This window comes from Gardnerella sp. KA00127, from assembly GCF_049244125.1.
GTDB classification, from domain to species: domain Bacteria; phylum Actinomycetota; class Actinomycetes; order Actinomycetales; family Bifidobacteriaceae; genus Bifidobacterium; species Bifidobacterium swidsinskii.
This window is the reverse complement of record NZ_CP058377.1, coordinates 392778-411545: the sequence shown is the minus strand read 5'-3', so window position 1 is coordinate 411545 and position 18768 is coordinate 392778. Positions and strand designations below refer to the sequence as shown.

8 protein-coding genes are annotated in these 18768 nt (G+C 42.9%); all 8 read right to left on the bottom strand.

Translation table 11 applies throughout. The annotated features are described in order from the left end of the window. Positions 1 to 114: 114 nt before the first annotated feature. The 8 genes from HXT48_RS01480 to HXT48_RS01445 all read right to left on the bottom strand — a co-directional run bounded on the left by HXT48_RS01480 (position 115) and on the right by HXT48_RS01445 (position 18744). Positions 115 to 768 carry a peptide deformylase gene (locus tag HXT48_RS01480; RefSeq protein ID WP_004107289.1) on the bottom strand — a complete coding sequence of 218 codons (654 nt, stop codon included), beginning with the start codon at positions 766 to 768 and terminating at the stop codon, positions 115 to 117. A gap of 177 nt (positions 769 to 945) precedes the next feature. Continuing rightward, positions 946 to 2358: a phosphoglucosamine mutase gene (gene glmM, locus HXT48_RS01475; protein WP_012914425.1), complete on the bottom strand. Its 1413-nt coding sequence runs from the start codon at positions 2356 to 2358 to the stop codon at positions 946 to 948. Positions 2359 to 2695: 337 nt separating this feature from the next. Continuing rightward, a complete protein-coding gene (gene pepN, locus HXT48_RS01470; protein ID WP_421793116.1) occupies positions 2696 to 5311 on the bottom strand; it encodes an aminopeptidase N in 2616 nt (871 codons plus the stop codon). A 96-nt stretch (positions 5312 to 5407) separates the two neighbouring features. Further along, complete coding sequence (locus HXT48_RS01465) at positions 5408 to 7435, bottom strand: ribonuclease J (protein WP_012914426.1); 2028 nt, start codon at positions 7433 to 7435, stop codon at positions 5408 to 5410. Positions 7436 to 7589: 154 nt separating this feature from the next. Beyond that, positions 7590 to 8984, bottom strand: a complete 1395-nt coding sequence (locus tag HXT48_RS01460) for an MFS transporter (protein ID WP_012914427.1) — start codon at positions 8982 to 8984, stop codon at positions 7590 to 7592. Positions 8985 to 9045: 61 nt separating this feature from the next. Next, positions 9046 to 9732 carry a GNAT family N-acetyltransferase gene (locus HXT48_RS01455; RefSeq protein WP_076003038.1) on the bottom strand — a complete coding sequence of 229 codons (687 nt, stop codon included), beginning with the start codon at positions 9730 to 9732 and terminating at the stop codon, positions 9046 to 9048. A 181-nt stretch (positions 9733 to 9913) separates the two neighbouring features. Next, positions 9914 to 14107: an ATP-dependent DNA helicase gene (locus HXT48_RS01450; protein ID WP_102155656.1), complete on the bottom strand. Its 4194-nt coding sequence runs from the start codon at positions 14105 to 14107 to the stop codon at positions 9914 to 9916. Positions 14108 to 14109: 2 nt separating this feature from the next. Next, complete coding sequence (locus HXT48_RS01445) at positions 14110 to 18744, bottom strand: PD-(D/E)XK nuclease family protein (protein WP_421793115.1); 4635 nt, start codon at positions 18742 to 18744, stop codon at positions 14110 to 14112. Positions 18745 to 18768 lie beyond the last annotated feature (24 nt).

Here is an 18768-nt window from a genome sequence, read left to right as displayed (position 1 = left end):
CAATGTAGTAAATACACGCGTTTAAGCAGTAAATTACAAAAACACACATGAGTATTCTATAACTACTATTGAAATGCACAAAACGACACTGCAATAATTTTTAAAACTTTAAAATCATATTGCAAAACCGAGCGTGCGAGCAGCAGCTACAGGAACTGCTTCATCTGCCCAGTAATCCTCAAGGTTCTCATCAGTGGAAAGCGAACGCATTTCTGCACGATCAATATAAAGTTCACCACGAAGATGATCCGTTTCGTGCTGGAAAATACGCGCAGGCCAACCATGCAAACGCTCGGAATGTTGTTTGCCGTCCTCATCCTGCCAAGTAGCCTGAATATCAAGCCAACGCTGACGTACAGCCTGATAGCCGGAAACACTTAAGCAACCTTCATAAAAACTACGAGTTTGCGTACCAATAGGCTCATAATGAGGATTAATAATAGCTCTAAACGGAAGCTCTGCAATGTCACGAGGATCATCCTCATCGTCACGAACATGATCTTCAATAACAGCAATCGCAAGACCTAAACCAATCTGTGGAGCAGCCAAACCTACGCCTGGAGCCTCCAGCATTGTGCTGTGCATAAGAGAAATAAGTTTTGTGAGAGTAGCACGTGTAAGCTGGCCGTCATATGCCACAGTGCGCTGGCGAAGAACAGGCTCACCTGCTTGCACAATCGGCAAAATGCCGTCTTCTGTAGCGGAATCAAGCAAGCGCTCAACAGCGCGACTGAGCTTAGTATCAACACTTGCGTGATGCGTAAACATAGGACTCCTTTTCACCGTTTTAAGTAACGCGCACAGTAACGCGAAAACATACAAAATCTACATGCTGCGAGCAGAATTTGAAAGCCGCACTAAAGATATAAGTGTATCAAAATTATTTGCGCACTGCTAGAGCCGACTGAAATGTAAGCAAATAGCAGGCGCAAAAAATAAGTAAGCTTATAGCTTCAGATTATCGACCACAACTTGAGCAAGACGAGCACAAACCTCATCTGCCTGAGTTTGAGTTGCAGCCTCGCACATAACGCGCACAAGCGGCTCTGTGCCACTAGGACGCAAAAGCACGCGACCTGTATCTCTAAGAAGCTTCGATTCTTTCTCAACAGCTGCAAGCACAGCTGCGTTAGTTTTCGAAGCCATTTTATCTACATTTGGCACATTTACAAGAGCTTGCGGAAGCTGCGGGAAGTCTGCAGCCATTTGCGAAAGTTTCTTGCCTGAACGAACAACTTCACGGCACAAAGTCAAAGCAGTAAGCGTACCGTCACCGGTTGTTGCAAATTCGCGATTAATAACGTGACCAGACTGCTCGCCGCCGAGTGAATAATCATGCTTAAGCATTTCTTCAAGAACGTAGCGATCGCCGACGTTTGTTTGCACTGTTGAAATGCCCATATCTTTGAGCGCAAGCTTTAAGCCAAGATTGCTCATTACAGTTACAACGAGCGTATCGTGATTCAGCTTACCTTCAGCCTGCTTTGCGCGAGCAAGAATACCCATAATTTGATCGCCATTAACCATATTGCCGTTCTCGTCAACAGCTAAGCAGCGGTCGGCGTCACCGTCAAAAGCCACGCCTAAATCAGCCTTAGAAGCTTTAACCATGGCTTGCAGCTGCTCAGGATGAGTCGAGCCTGCGTGATCGTTAATATTGTAGCCGTCAGGAGAAGCGTTAATTACGATTACTTCCGCACCAGCGCGACGAAGAGCTTCAGGAGCAACAACAGAAGTAGCACCATTCGCGCAATCTGCTACAACACGCAAGCCTGCAAGAGGCTTTGGACGCGTAGTAGAACCATTGCTTAAAGGCGCAACAGCAGAAACTAAATGATCAATATACAAGTTAGTAGCTGTAGTAGTATCATGGCTGACTCGACCTACACCAGCACCAGTTGGACGCTCCCAATCTTGACCAAGCACAGTCTCAATCTCATCTTCCTTGCTATCTGGAAGCTTAAAACCTCCGCGCGCAAAGAATTTAATACCGTTATCTGGCATAGGATTATGCGACGCAGAAATAACAGCACCCATTTCAACGTTAAGCACGGAAGTGAGGAAAGCAACGCCAGGAGTTGGGATAATTCCAGCATCAATAACATCAAAACCGCCAGCACTCATGCCAGCAGCGAGAGCAGAAGCTAGAAAATCACCAGAAACACGCGTATCTCTGCCAATAAGCGCGCGACGGCGAGCGTGAGAGGAAGTCTCGCTTTCATTAGAGCTAGATGCAACCGGCGCGTGCTTATCCCCTAAAACGCGCACTGCAGCATCACCCAAATCTAACGCAAGTTGCGCTGTTAAATCTCGGTTCGCCAATCCACGCACACCGTCAGTACCAAACATTCTTGGCATAATAAAGCCTCTTTCGCAAAAATCACTTCATCCTGCGCGCAAGCAAACAACATCGCATACTAGCGCGTCACACACTGTTTGCCATCTTACTCGTAACATTACATAACGCGCTATAAAAAATTTCTCCGCACATGGTTGTGGTACAAAAGCCGGAAAAACTCCGGAAAATGTTCCACAAATTGGCCAACGCTCGCGCGGTTAACGCTCTCGCTGCTGAGCTTGCGTGGAAAGTCCACTGGACTTTCCACGCAAGCTCACGCTCCGAGTTGCTTTCGCGCGCACAATGCTGCGCGAAAGCAGGTCGTCGCGCAAAACTCGCGCCACATTAATTAAGGCACTAGCACAAGGAAGCGTTGTAATGCTGTACCTTAAGCGTGCGGCGAGAAGAATCAAGGCTGCCGAGCACCATGCGACGCAAAGCCTGATCTGCATCAGCATGAGCCTCAAGCCACTTTTCACCGTGCTTAACCAGCTCCTCAACCGGCGCATACACAGGATACAAGCCTTCGATCAAAGCTTCAGCCATGTGGAAGGTGCGGTTCTTCCAAATCCACTCAACTTCAGCAAAGTAGCGATCAACGTAAGGCTTAACCAAATCGCCTTTAGCAGTGCTTGCAAAGCCAGCAACCACAGCGCCCATTTGCATATTCGTCAAATCGAGATTACGCAAAGCCTGTTCAAAAGCCCAATCCTTAGCTTCTGCAGTTGAGCGAGCTGCACGAGCCTGGTAAGCGTATTCGCGATTCTCAGTCGTGTCGCGCTTTTGAAGTTCCGCGTCAATTCCAGCTTCGTCCAAAGCGTTCACACCTGCGAGCGCAATAAGAATGCTCCAGCGTAAGTCGTTGTCGATTCCCAAGCCTTCCAGATTCACAGAACCGTCGAGCAAACCGTTAGCTACACGCACAAACTCAGCATCTCCAACTTCACCGTAGCCAAGATAAGCCTTAACAAGTTGGAATTGCTCGTCGGAACCTGCAGAAGCTGCCAAAGCCAACTGCCACAATTCGTGAGCAACATGCTTTGCGACTTCTGCTTGACGCTCTGGAACCACGTAGTGGCTTGCAGTTACTTTCACTTGACCAAGAGCATAGCGGAAAGTAGTTGATTCACGCTCGGTTGCCAAGGCCTTAAGGCTCAGTTCCACAAAGCGTTCTGCTGGGAATTCTGCGTCGCGAGTCATATCCCACAACGTGAGCCAAATAAACGAGCGAGTCAAAGAATCCTTGAAACGATACAAGTTTTCTGCAGCAAACTCAAGCGACTTTTCGTCAAAACGTAGCTTTGTGTAAGTCAAGTCGTCGTCGTTTACAAGGATAAGTGCTGGCATTTTTTCGCCGCACGCTTCAACAACTTCCGTCACTTCGCCGTCAACGTCAAGTTCGATTCGCTTTGTGCGCTTAATTTCGCCAGTTGCTTCGTCTACATTGTAGAATCCGACAGCCAAGCGATGCGCGCGCAGAACAGGATGCTCAACTGGTGCGCTCTGACGCAAACGCAAGGAAGCAATAGTGCCGTCACCTGCTTCTTCTACTTCGGTAGAAATCGTGTTAATTCCAGCTTTTTCAAGCCACTGAGCACTCCACGCCTTCAAATCGCGGCCGCTTGTAAGCTCAAGTTCTTGAAGCAAATCAGCCAAAGTAGCGTTGCTGTAAGCATGCTTGCTCAAGTAGTTGTGGATTCCTTCAAAGAACTTTTCGCGACCAACGTAAGCTACGAGCTGCTTCAAAACGGAGGCGCCCTTCGCATAAGTGATGCCGTCGAAGTTGACGGAAGTGTCGTTCAAATCGTTGATTGGAGCCACGATTGGGTGCGTTGTTGGAAGCTGATCTTGATTAAGCGCCCAGCTTTTTTCGCCGGAATTGAAAGTGCTCCAAGCGTCGTGCCATTCAGTTGCTTCAGCGGTGGCAAGAGTAGAAGTGAATTCTGCGAAGGATTCGTTAAGCCACAAGTCGTTCCACCACTTCATAGTTACGTAGTCGCCGAACCACATGTGCGCAAGCTCGTGCAAAACTGTTACAACGCGGCGCTCAGCATAAGCGTCCGTAACTTTGGATTCAAACACGTACTGGTCTCGAATGGTAACCATACCAATGTTTTCCATAGCTCCAGCGTTGTATTCTGGAACGTAAATCTGATCGTACTTTGCGTACGGATATGGCACTCCCCAAGTCTTAGCGTAGAAGGCAAAGCCCTTCTTCGTAATATCGAACAAGTAGTCAACGTCTTTTGCAAAAGCGTCTTTAAGTGCCTGACGGCAGTACATTGTCATTGGCACTACGCGACCGTCTTCATTGTTGTAAGTTGTGTGCCATTCGGCGTAAGAACCTGCGCAAATAGCAGTTAAGTAGGAGCTCATTTTTGGCGTTGGCTCAAATACCCAGCGCTTCATGCCTTCTACAGTGCCATTTTCCAAAGTGCCGTCTTCCGTCTTGCGGCCTTCAAGCACGGTTTCGCTGGCGGCTGGCATGTTGGAAGTAACAATCCAGCTTTCTGGAGCGTCCACGCTAAAGTCAAAAACAGCCTTTAAATCTGGCTGATCAAACACAGCATAAACGCGGCGAGCATCCGGAACTTCGAACTGCGTGTAAAGATAAACGTTTCCGTCGGAAGGATCGACGCTTCTGTGCAAGCCTTCGCCCGTGTTGGAATATTGGCAATTTGCTACAACTTCTACGGTATTATGCTCCAGCAAATTTGCAAGCTCAATTCGGCTGTCTGCAAAAACTTTAGAAACGTCAAGATCGGCACCGTTTAACACCACGGATTCTACGCTGTTTGCAATTAAATCGAGGAAGCTTGCGCTACCAGCTTTAGCATCGAACTCAATCTTTGTGCGCGACTTAAAATCGCGGCCGCCCTTTCCTAAATCAAGCGCAACATCGTAATGAATTGGCATTTGGATAGCGTCGAAACGCTCTTGAGCTTCTACGCGAGTCAGATTTGCTCCTGGCATATTTTGTACCTTCCTTATATTTTTCTTATTTTTGATTATATTTACGATTATTTTTAGCTATTTACAAATAATTGCGAATATTTTCTTTATTTTTGATTATTCTTGATTATTTTCCGAAATATCCGCAACTACCGGTACAAGCATTGGCTTCCTGCGCAAAGCGCGAGCAACCCAACTACCCAAAGTTCGTCGCATAATCTGCTGCAACTTATGAGTATCGTGCTCTCCGCGCATCATGGCATCTTGCAACTGTTCAACAATTTGATGACGAACCTTCTCAAAATCAGCCTCGTCTTCAGCAACAGCATTCAAGAAAATCTTTGGGCCAGAAACAACGTCAGCGTGCTCTGTATCAACTACAACAAAACTTGAAACGAAACCTTCTGTGCCCAAAATCCTGCGCTTTTCAAGCTCTTCATCTGTAAGCTCACCAACAGAATCACCATCAACATACACGTAACCGCATGGCACAGAACCAACAACTGCAGCATTGCCATGATACAAATCCACAACATCGCCGTCTTCAGCAAGCACAACGTTATTTGGATCAACGCCAGTTTTTACTGCAATCAATCCGTTTGCAACCAAGTGACGATGCTCACCATGAATTGGCATAGCGCACTTTGGCTTCACAATGTTGTACAAGTACAGCAACTCGCCTTCATTGCAATGACCAGACACGTGAATAGCAGCATTATCTTTGTTAATTACGCGCGCACCCAACTGCACAAGCTTATTAATAACTTTGTAAACCTCATGCTCGTTGCCTGGAATAAGCGAACTTGCAAGAATAACAGTGTCGAACTCATTAACAGTAATATCTCGGTGATTGCCATCTGCAATACGCCCGAGTGCAGCCATAGGCTCGCCTTGTGAACCAGTGCACATGTATACGAGCTTGTCATCCTGAATATCCTTCGCCTGTTTTAAGTCAACAACAGTATTTTCAGGAATATGCAAGTAGCCTAAATCCGCAGCAATTGACATATTGCGAACCATCGAGCGTCCGACGAACACAACTTTGCGCCCAAACTTATGCGCAGCGTCAACCACTTGTTGCACGCGATGAACGTGACTTGAGAAGCTAGCAACAATAATTTTGCGCGTAGCTTCAGCAAAAGCGCGATCCAAAGCCGGACCAATCGAAGTTTCAGGCTTTACAAATCCTGGAACTTCAGCATTAGTGGAATCAGCCATAAGCAAATCTATGCCTTGCTCACCTAAACGCCCGAACTCAACTAAATCAGTAATGCGATGGTCAAGAGGAAGCTGGTCAAGTTTAATATCACCAGTATCAATAAGCGTTCCGGCTGGAGTTTTTACGCACACAGCGAGCGCATCCGGAATAGAATGCGTAACAGTAATAAATTCAAGGTTAAACGGACCGACTTTCATCTTATCGCGACCTTCTACACGAATAAGCTCCGGATCAATATGATGCTCTTTGCACTTAGCTTCCACAAAAGCAAGAGTTAGTTTTGAACCAATTAACGGAATGTCGGGACGCATCTTAAGAAGGTAAGGCACGCCACCAATATGATCTTCGTGACCGTGCGTTAAAACCAATGCCTCAACTTTGTCTAAACGATCCTGAATGTAGTGAAAATCTGGGAGAATCAAATCAACGCCTGGCTGCTCTTCTTCTGGGAATAGCACACCGCAATCGATAAGCAAAATATGACCGTTATATTCAATTACGTTCATATTGCGGCCGATTTCACCCAAACCGCCAAGCGGTACGATTCGCATTGATCCTTTACGATACTTTGGCGGCGCAATAAGAGCACCTTCTCTTTGATCGTTAACTACAGGAGGAAGAACATTTCCTGTTCTACGAGTTGATGACTTTGCATTTTCTGTTTTAGTTTCTTTGTTGAATTTAGCTTTTTTAGTTGATTTAGTTTTAGCAGTTTTTACATCTTTAGTAGATACTGATTTAGTTGAAGTATCAGCAGACATTTTTTTATTCACTTTTTCCACCGACTGTCGAATTTGCTTAGACGACGCAGAAGATTCTTGGTTATTAAGAGAACGCATATTATCAGCGTCAGATTGCAACGCATCGCGTACTACTTCAGCAAGAATTTCCTCAGTACATTCATCATATTCTATTTTCATATTCATCTCACTACATCTTGCGATATTGCGCACTTCTTTCTAGTGTACCGTTAGGACTCAACTCAGCTTTTGTCACTGAAGCGGCAGAAACTTTACGCAGCTGTAAAATTTCGGTCGGATTAAAGCGAGAAAACGGCATAAACTTTACACACGTGCGCAGTTAATGTCGCTTTTTAAGCACCATTACAATAAACCAGCCAAGCGTGGCGATAGGTATAGCTGCCATTGTTGAGATCCATGGAACCATCATTCCGGCATGCGAATTCCACGAGTCGATTGCAGCTCCAGCAGCCATCGAACCTAAAGAACAGCCGACAGCAGACGCAGTTGGTAGCCATGAAAGACCTTCCGTAAGCGATTCTTCAGGAACAGTTGCTTTCACAATAAGATTTCCAGTAGCAAAAATTGGCGAAACGCATAAGCCAGAAAGCACTTCAAAAACGCTCATAAACATAAGTCTGTCAATATTAAGACTCATAAGCATAAATCCGACAGTTAGAACAGTCAAAAATACAATCAGATGTGACCAATCAGAACCGCGGAATTTATGCGATCCAAAAATAATCGCTCCCACAAGCGAACCGCATGCAAACAATGCCAACTGCATACCAATGAAATGATCAAGCCCCTGAGCTTTCATTGCAGCTGTTACAGACACGTCAAATGCACTAAAACTCATATTAAACACAACAAACATGAGCACAAGCGGGATAATGCCGCGGTAAAGCAGCACGTTTTTGCCGCGCTTTTTTGAGCGATGATTATGCAATTGCTTAAGACTAAATTTGTCTACAAATGAGCGTTTCGCTTCTTGCTTTTGAGATGCCACATAATCTTTGGAAATTTCATCTTCTTTTTGAGAAGCGATTAATACATCAACATCTTCAGCTGCAGCAGTTGGAACTTCCACTACTTTGAGCACAGCAGGTTGAGTATTTTTTAGAGAAAAGAACCAAGCTCCGCCCAATCCACTTGCAAATACTGGCACGAATAATTGCGAAACAGGGTGCACAGAAGTTGCTAACCACGCGGCTAAAATAGGTCCTAATATAAACACAATTTCATCGATACCAGATTCCAACGCATAAGCAACGTTTAATAAAGAATCGTCATCTTCTGCACGCAATGTATAAGCCCAACGAGTACGCACCAACGCGCCAAAAGCAAACTGAGTTACGCCCATCACAATTGCTAACACAAAAAGCAAAACAAGAGGAACCTTAAATAAAGCTGCACATGCAAAAGAAATCATAGCGATTACTTGTGCACTTAGCGCAATAACTCCAACTTTACGCTGACCAAAACGGTCAAAAAGCTTAGCATACACAGGAGTTACCGCAGCTTGTGCAAGCACATACGACGCAGACATTGCTCCAGCAATAGTCCAGTTGTTATACAAATGGTTTAATGCAAGAACAATTCCCAACGCAATCATAGACATTGGCAAACGCGCAATCGCGCCTGCTACACAAAACGCTTTAGCTCCATTAAATGAAAATAATCTAGAATATTGAGAAAATACCGATGCTTTCTTAGTTGCCGTTTGGGACGACATATATTTCTTTGCTCCTTTTTGTCAAGCAAGTCACGCAACGTTATACATTTGCATATTTTTATTAACGCATTTTAGAACGAGCATTTGCTTGCTTTGAACGAACTCTCGGCTCACCTGAGTAAATATACAAGTCATCCACCAAAGATTTCACGTTCTTAGCTTCATAAGGATAATCCGAGCGCATAAAAGAAGCATCTCTTCTAAGCCCGTGATAATCATAAAAGCTTACGTCACACGCTGAATCAGTATGCAAATAGTAACGATTTACTCCGTTATTTCTTAGCATATGCATTGTTCGCTTCCACAAGCCTCCACCAACACCATGCCCACGAGCATCTGGAGAAACAAGGAAAAGCTCCAATTCCGCTTGAGTTAAATTATTGATATGAGATTTCGCTTCAAGTTTAGTTTCCAACGCGCGCATGCCGTACGCTTCTTCTAAAGCGAGAGCATAGTTTTTGTCACAATTTTCTTTCATTGCGGCTTCTTGCTCGCGAAGCATTCTCCCTACTTCTGGAAATAAAACAGGTGCGTCAAAAACTCGCGCCAAAAGCAGACCCATAAACTTACCGTCTATTTCAGCAATAGTACCATGCGTTGAAGGTTCTAAGTAATGCAACACACATCTTCGAGAAAGACTTAACGAAGCATCTTTCCCAACTTTTTGCGCAATACCCCAAGTACGTTCATATTCTTTAACCATTGCATCAATATCACTGAGTTTTACAGAACGAAATTCAACAGTCATGATTCTTCCTTACTTCATACTCAAATCGATGTTGTGCGTATGCCCGCCCACACACACTGCACGAGGAATCTGCACGTTTTCGAAGTGATGCACGATGCGTTTCAATCGCGGCGCAAAATACGTTACAGCAAACAAAAATTGCAGCAAATAAATTGCGACAAAATGATTGCAATAGCAACATTTATGCGTCATCATCATCGAGGGAGATTAACGTGTCAGAGTGTAACTCGGCAAGGATCTCATCTTTCGTTTTTTGCTCGGCATGAATTTCCCGTTCACATTCATCCGATATGTTCACATAATAAAGGGTGGCATCGATAGCATCAAGCGGAACCTTAGTCATAAGAGACAAAAGCAGACGATACCAGTCAAGCTGGCCAAGTTTAAGCGCAATATCTTGCGGCTTGGTCGGTTTTCTACCAGTTTTCCAATCAACAATCGTGTACAATTTGCTTGGATCTTCTGGATTTAAACCACCTGCAAATATTGCGTCGATTTTGCCATTAATAATTTGATCGCCTAATTCTGGAACATGAGCTACAATCGGCTGCTCTGCTGCTATAGGACGGCGATGCGCCCATTTTGATGTTATTAAACGCTGCTTCCATATCAACAATTTGCGCTCCGAAGATTTTGCATTTTGCGAAATATTCTCGCAAGTTTCAGCAACGTTTTCAACAGCAGTCTCATCAACGTCATACTGAATAGAATTTTTATTCACGCAACCAGCTTTTACAAACTGTTCAGCCCAAGCATGAAAACGCGTTCCCAAATCAGAAGCAGGCGAAGAAACGCTAGGAATAGGGCGAATAATTGCCATCCATTCCTTCCGCAAACGCTTAGCATCCGCATCATTAAAATCTTCATTCGCGCGCGAATAATCATTACGAAACATAGCGCGTCTTTGCACAGCAGTCACATTGACATTTTCAACATTAGAAAGCTGCTCTGCTCTGTTTTTCAACTCTTGAATGTTGTGATACCAATCAATTTTCGGCATTAAATCTGCATCTTGTAGCAAAGCTTGAGCTTTGTAAAGCAAAGAATTATCTTTTGAAATACCAGAAATTTGATTACTCATTTTTGAATTTACAACGTCTTGCGCAGATTTTTGCAATACACTACGTATAGCTTCACTAGATGCACTCGGCCAAGATAATTGTTTCTCATTATCTTCAGTTGGAATAGTGCTTTCCTCGCTAAATAATTGCGCAAGTTGCGAAGCTGACTCCCCTACAACATAACCTACTTGATTTGAAGAATCTGAAACCTTAGCTGTGACCTGAACCGGAGATTCTTCAGATCCGCGCATTGAATCATACATTTCCTGCCAAAAAACAGAAGGTTTTTTAACTCTAGAAGTTGAAATATTTGAAGATTCATCTACAGAAGAAGCTGCACTATTGGCAAAATTTTCTTTATTCTCAACAACGCTCATAGCATTAGACTGGCTGCAAGTGAGCAATGCTGCGAATTTAGCACGCGTCAAAGCAACATACATAAGGTGACGCTCGTCAATATGCAAAGCGCGCCCACGCTCTTCGACTTGTGAAAGAGGCAATGTGCCAGTTTTCATCACAGCGTCATACACTTTGCTAGCTTCTGAAGGAATCGCTTCTACTGGAGCCTGCTCATGCTCATGGAATTTTTCTGCCAAATCAAACATTTCTCTAGCTCTTGATCCATAAACTTCTGCGTCGATATCGTCTACAGTTAACATATTTTTCAAAGATTTTTGAGGTTCCATGCTAGTTTCAAGATCAACATCGTGAGGGAATCTTGGCAATATGTTTGCATCCACTCTCATAGAAACAGGCACTTTTGAAGCAACTTCGAGCGTTGCGTATGCCCTTTCCCTGTACACGCCACTTTGTTGCGTTGCTATTACGCGCAAATTATCGCCTTGATTACTTGGGAACGCGCCTTCATTAAGCCCAACTATCGCTACAGCAGGCCATTCCAAACCTTTCGATTGGTGAATAGTCATCAATACGACATCCGCAGCCTCATCCACTGAAGAAGGTTGATCGTTAATTTTGTCTATATTGAAAATCCAAGACATAAACCCATGCAAAGTAGGAGTTGTAAAATCGCTCATTTCTTGCAAATACGCGTCTGCTAGTAAACAAATAGAATCGACAGTAGAGTGCATATCGTCAAGAAGCGTTGCATTAGAGGAAGTATCATTCATAAGCGCACGAGATAGCGCAACGTCAATATCAACGTTAAGCGTTTCTACAGCAACGCGCATAATATCTTGCAAAGAGCCAGATTGAGCACGTTGTATTGCATGAATCATTTGCCCTATTCTTAACACTGCTATATAAGCTTTAGAGCTTAAATTATTTTTTAGCTCAAAAAGCAAATTATTGTTATTGTTGTCGTTATTTTTTGCTTCTTCGCTTAGTTGCGTTTCGTATGCTTCAAGCAAAACATCCGCCACAAAAACTCCACCATGAATACTATTGGTTTGCGAAGCTTGAGATTGCTGTTCTCGAACAACTTGCGACCACTTAGAGCGAGGAGTTTCAGCGTTTACTAAACCTGCTTGCACTAAAGCACGAAAAACATATTCGATATTCTTTGATGTTGCAATATTAGCTATAGCAGCCAAATCGTCAGTATTAAGCGCAAAACGAGGAGTTGCAAGCAATCTCATCAAAGCTTGAGTATTTGTGTGATCTGCAACAACAGAAAGAAGAGCTAAAACATCTCGAATTTCTGGTTTTTCAAGCAATGCAGAATACCCAACAGTAAGAGTGCGTAAACCTGCTTTTTGTAATGCTTCTTCATATAACGGAATATTATTTTTGCTACGGAAAAGAACTGCAACTCGAGCAGATGCAGAATTAGTATCGTCGTTTTCAGATAGCGCATTATGTTTTACATATTTTACAAAACGCACAACGGCTTCTACTTCTTGATATTGCGTAGGCATATTTAACACACTAAAAGTACCTTTTGGTGCATTATCTAAGTATTGCAAGTTTTTCACTTCTACTTCTGTAGCAAGTGAACTACTATGGCGAAGCGCAGGCACTCGCAAAGGTTTCGTAATAGAATTTGCAGCTTTTAAAATAAGCTGCGAATTGCGTCGCGTTCTAGTAAGAGAAAACTCACTTGACTGGTCGATATTTAGTGCTTGCTCAAGCTTTCTGAAAGCTCCGGAACTAGCTCCTCTAAACGAGTAAATAGCTTGGAACGGATCACCTACTGCAGCAATATTCGTTTGTTGAGTAGTTAAAAAGTCTTGATTTTCACTAGTTTTCGCAGCAACGCTAGCTTCTTCCACACCGTTAGTTTTTTTATGAAACAGCGTTGCAATCAGCATTGCTTGAGTTGTAGAAGTATCTTGATATTCATCAAGCAAAACTTGGCTGTATTGGCGGCGATACTGCTCTGCAATAGAAGGAAAATGCGTCACCAAACGGTATGCAGCAATAGTAAAATCGCTAAATTGCGCCATATTTGCGCGCTGCTTTGCTGCGTCAAAAGCCAAAACTAATTCAAGTAATACATTGCGCTTCTCAGCAGCTTCAAGCAAGTTATTACAAGATTCATAACACTTATTTTTTAATGTAATATTCAGGTATTCTACGTATTCTTTTCCGTAATTTTCGCACTTTTCGAAATATTTTTCATCTGAATCGTTTTTTCCGCGACGCAATTTAATAGAGCTAGGCTTTTTTGCAATTATTTCAGTAGTTTCAGCACAATTAATTGCTTTTTGCAAATGCTCAATCCAAGCGTTATTCCACTTCTGAATTTCTAAAACAGCTTTAGACGTGCTATCTATAGACTCTCCCCTGCTATTTATGCCAATCATCGAGCATGAAATATCTGCTGCGAGCGCAAGCACGTCGTCAATAAGCGCATCAAAACTATACCAAGACAGCACTTCCGCATGATTAGTAACATAATCGTTTACTAGCGGTTTTATTAATTCGCGCGCACCTGCATCGCTTAAAGGTTGCGTATTTTGATCAAATCCAACAAGCAAACCATATTGGCGCACAATTGACTGGAAAAAAGCATCGTATGTCATTACTTCTGGCTTCAAAAAGCCACTTGAAGATGCGGAATTTCCGTTATTGATAAGCTTATTTATTTCGCTACTATGCTGACTTACAGCTTGAGCAACTCTTGCAAGCAGCTCAGAAGCTGCTTTATTAGTAAAAGTCAAACCCAAAATACTTTCAGGAGCAACTCCGCGCTCAATAAGGTCGATAACTCGACGAGTCATCGTATACGTTTTGCCGCTTCCAGCTCCTGCAACAATAATCATGTTCTTATTTGTTGGTGCTTGAATTGCTGCAGCTTGCTCCGCGCTATCGGTGTTCTTGCGAGTAAATTGCTTATTTGTTTTATCAATCATAACTACAACACCTCATATACAGTGTCTATACAACCTGCGCATGCTGGGCATACTTGTTTTCCGTTGCAATACTTTAAGTGTTCAGAAGTTGGGTGCGCAATAATCTTATGCGAACGAACTGCCGCAGCAGCATAGCAAACGCGCGAAATCATAGTAAGAGACCATTTTGCACTTTGGTTTAATGATGTAAACGACTGCCAAGCGCTTTCGCTTACATTTTCTGGACAATTCTTCGCAATATCGTCAAGATGCGGACAATCTAACAATCTTGCCATATTTTTGAATCCAACTCGTAACTCAAGCGGATTATTATTTAAAGCATTTTTTACGCAAAGCGGCGGCTGATACACGTTTTCAGCAACGTTATGATCTTGAGCAGGATAATCGTTCTTAGCAACGTGAAATAGAATACTTCGCGAAATAATCGGCGCATTCGACGCATCAATAAGAGGTTTCTCATCAGAAAAAAGTAAAGCAAGCTGGTAGCAAACTAGCTGCAAATCGTTAAAAACTCCGCTTGCTGTTAAAGGCTTTCCTGTTTTATAGTCCAGTAAGCGAATATGCTCGGAACCATCTGAATTAATGCGCTTTTCCATGCGATCAATTCGACCGTGAATATGTACTTGCATATCTTCACTTGCGCCATCCGGCCATCCTCCAACTAAAGCACCCATCAATTCGTAGCAATCATGCGTAGTAACGGTTTGCAAATTTGCATTCTTAAAAGTATTGTTCAATACGCGAGCAATATCATTAAATCCAAAATGCGCGCTTGTTTGCAATTCGCAATACGCTTGTTGCAATCTACCTATGCTACTTTCTAAAGATTTTTCGCTTTTTGTAAGAGATTCTAATATGCCGTTTTCTGACTTTTTTGAGTTAAGCGCATATGTTGATTGATCGTAAGAAGTGACAAAATATTGCGCAATTGCATGTAACGCACGTTTAATATTCTTCTCACGCGCAAGAGCCGAATAATGCTCCTTACTATCTCGAATATCTGCAAGTTCAGGCGCAATACTTAGGTAATACTTTTCCATAAGATTTGCGATTGCGTTACTGCGGCGCACAAGCGGAGAGTAGGGAGAATAGTCGGCTGAATTATTCGCGACTTCGGCTGAATTATTCGCTGTTTCAGTTTCATCAACTTCAGTTTCTGGCATATCGTAATGCTGATTTTCGCTTGCCCATCTTGCAGTTTCGTGAATGAGCGTGCCAAAATACGTTGCTGCACTGCCGGGTTGAGGACCTAAAAGCTGACGATTTAGCAATCCGCACACAGGGCATGCCCACAAACTATCTACAGCTGAAGGAGACAAGCTTACAACAGAACTAGCTTTTTTAGCAGAGCCAGCTTTTTCATTGTTTTTTTCATTGTCTTTTTCAACAGAAGATTTTTTATCAACATAGTCATCGACATCGCTCATAAAATCCCACTCAAAAGGATCAGCGCAAAATACTCCATTTTCTTTAAGTAATTGCAACGTTTGAGCAGCGTCAATAATCGCATTTCTAGACTTACTATTCTCACTATTGGAACTATTTGCAATATCGGAACTACTTGCACTATCTGCACTATCTGCATTACCTACACTATTTCCAAACTCTTCTTTCATAGAAGAAGCACGCAAAATTTGCGAACGAGCAGCACACACTAGTCCACGAGCATCCATATCTAAACCGGCAAAAGGTGTAGTAAATTCCGTAAAAGGCGTGCGCGAATTTTCATTATTGTAGTATCTTTCAGGCAAATAATAATAAAGAAAGTCGCTTGGCACAGCACTATCGCTATATTGCGCGCTTATATACAAACGCTCTGTTGCGCGCGTAATAGCTAACAAAAAACTGCGCTGTTCCGAAGCAAAAACTGCAGATTTATCATTATTCGAAAGAAGTGACGCATTCACAGTCAATTTAGAAGCAGAAATCTTAGAATGCAAAATAATATTCGCTAAACTTTCTGCGCCAAACATAGTGCTACGAGAAGCAAGATTTGGCCACACACGTTGTTGCAAAGTAGGCATCCACACAAGATTCCAATGTTTTCCAACAGAACCAGCAGGAGTAGTAAGCGTTACAGCATCTGGAACAGGTGCTACTTTAGCAAGAGAATCAGCTTCAATTTCCATGCCACGAACTTGAGCTATAAAATCTGCAATACTTACAACATTTTCTTGTCTAAAAGTATCGTCAAACGTATTCATTGAAGAAATATCAGAAGAAACATATGAAGAAACATAATCAAAAAGACGCATTGCAGCATCCAAGCGATCGTTGGCTCGATAACCTTCCGAATTATGCTGTAAAGACATACGCTGCCAACGCTCAGCAACATGACAAATATTCCAAGCCTCACCAAGAGCGTATTGAGCATTACTCAAATCAGGATTATTGCGCATACGAGAAGCGAGAATTTGCACGTTTTTCCACAGTTTTACAAAAGCTGCAACGTGCGGATTTCGAGGAGCCATATTCTGCAATATTTGCAACACTGTAGAATCATTACGAACATTAGAATCATCATCTATAAAACGTGCAACATCTGCTACACAAAGCAAATAGCACGCATCAAGAGACAATGGCATAAGATCATTTGAACTGCCATCAATACGACTATTATCAACCAAAATTTGAGATTCAACGTACGCCTTGCTTTGCGCATTATGAAGCGAATTTTGCAACAAATCCCAGTTATGAACAAGATTTCGCAAAGGCGCATTAGATTCAAAGCTCTTGTTCTTTTCACCATTTTGCTCAATTAAAACAGCCGAAAGAGAAGAAAGAGAACGCATAAGCGAATCTACAGAATATAACTTCGCAGGTATTTCAACGTCTAAATCACCGTAAAACCCAGAATCGTTCTTAGTAATCGAGGAAAGTGGACTATCCATAATATTCTGAACTCGCAAACGCACCCACGAAGCCAAATTTTGCAAACTTCTACCATGTTTTACTTGCTCAACAATTCCAGAAAAACCGTACTGCGCAAATTGAGCAAGTTCAATAAGCGCAAATAAACCTTGCACAAACGGCTCATCTTTTAATGGGCGAGTTACTAACGAGTAACGCACAGGAACTCCAGAAGCGCGAAGTTGCTCGCCAAAAAGACGAACAGTGGAATTGTCGTGCGCAATTAACGCCATATCGCTCCACTTGCGCTTATTATTTACGTGAGATTGCTTCATTTGCCAAATAACAGCATCTAATTCCTCGCGCTGTGAACGATATAACGCTGTAAAAACAGTGTCGTCTGAGTTGAGATGAGAATTTTGTGGGGTTTCTATAGGCTCAATCGGTAAGGAACCTGCAAATTTTGGCATTTTCCAAGGGCGATTTGGGAGCGCAACATCTGTTTTATATTGCGAAGTAAGCGAAAGAGAAACGCGCGAAGCGAGTAACTCACGCATCGAAGGTGCTTGGGTATAATTTGCAAAAGTTGGATCTGCAGAATAATTTTTAGAAGAATTAGCAGAATCGTCGGAAGAATTTTCGCAAGAATCAGCAAAACTCGTATATTCTAAAGTTTGCTCAGCAGCATTCAACTCATCCAAAGCTGCAGAAATTGCATAATCCGGGTATGCTCCTCTAAACGATTGCACAGATTCATCCGGATTCGCAAGTAAAACTAAACGCGTGCCAATCTTCGACAAAGTCTCAATAAAACTCAAACCAGCCAAAGTAATATCTTGATAATCATCGACTACAAGAAGAGCCGGAATTTCAGAAGAGTTTACTAAACCATGCTCGCCTAATTCGCGCGCAGATTTTGCGCCCTCAACCAACAGTTGCGAAGCGTCAAGTCGGAAAGAAGATTTATAAGTGTCGGCAATTATTTTTCGATATTCAGCACGCAAAGCAAACGCCAAACGCCATTGAGTTAATCTACGTTTAATAAGCACAGACGTTTGTAAAATATCACTATTATTGGCGTAAGATTGCTCGTCACTAAGAGCGCAAAGAACTGAATTTTCGCTTTCAAAATCGCTAATACCAAGCTCATCTAAACGAGCGAGCATATCGCGCAATTGATGCATAAAAGCGTTGTTAATATCGAAACTATCTGCCAAAAATTCTGAAGACGAAGAAGCTGCTTGAGCAGCCTGAGTCGCGAAAGGCGCAGAAGGCGCGGAAGTGTTGGAAGTGTTTGAGACTGCGCAAGTTAATGGAACAACCCATTGAGACGTTTCAAAATAATCCTTAAAAAGCGCGCATATATTGCAATCACCATTATCTCCACGCATAACATGCTCAATGTGCGCGCGCAAAACTTTACGAAGCAAAGAATCCTGCTCAGCACCATTTAGCAGCTTAGGCGAAGGCTCATTCTTTAACTTACAGCAAGCAGAAATGATAGTAAAAGCCAAAGAAGCCAAAGTGCCAACTGGACGAGACTGCTTACTTACACCAATTTGACGAATAATGATATTGTCAATTTTTGAAGCAAGAACACGATTTTGCACAGCCATCGCAGTAACATTATGCGACCAACGCTTATAGCCGGAAATTGCTGCGCGCACAGCAAACTGCGTTTTACCAGTATTCGGCGCACCATACACAAGCAACGCATTAGTCACATTGCCAGAAGAATTGCGTAACGTACCGTCAAATAATGCTTGTAATGCAGTATCCTCACTCATACGTTTAATTCTAGCAATTAGGCA

Bases quoted from the DNA above. Each gene is read 5' to 3' on its own strand.
- HXT48_RS01455 (WP_076003038.1), bottom strand. From the start codon at position 9,732: ATGACTGTTGAATTTCGTTCTGTAAAACTCAGTGATATTGATGCAATG.
- HXT48_RS01445 (WP_421793115.1), bottom strand. From the start codon at position 18,744: ATGAGTGAGGATACTGCATTACAAGCATTATTTGACGGTACGTTACGC.
- glmM (WP_012914425.1), bottom strand. From the start codon at position 2,358: ATGCCAAGAATGTTTGGTACTGACGGTGTGCGTGGATTGGCGAACCGA.
- HXT48_RS01480 (WP_004107289.1), bottom strand. From the start codon at position 768: ATGTTTACGCATCACGCAAGTGTTGATACTAAGCTCAGTCGCGCTGTT.
- pepN (WP_421793116.1), bottom strand. From the start codon at position 5,311: ATGCCAGGAGCAAATCTGACTCGCGTAGAAGCTCAAGAGCGTTTCGAC.
- HXT48_RS01450 (WP_102155656.1), bottom strand. From the start codon at position 14,107: ATGATTGATAAAACAAATAAGCAATTTACTCGCAAGAACACCGATAGC.
- HXT48_RS01460 (WP_012914427.1), bottom strand. From the start codon at position 8,984: ATGTCGTCCCAAACGGCAACTAAGAAAGCATCGGTATTTTCTCAATAT.
- HXT48_RS01465 (WP_012914426.1), bottom strand. From the start codon at position 7,435: ATGAATATGAAAATAGAATATGATGAATGTACTGAGGAAATTCTTGCT.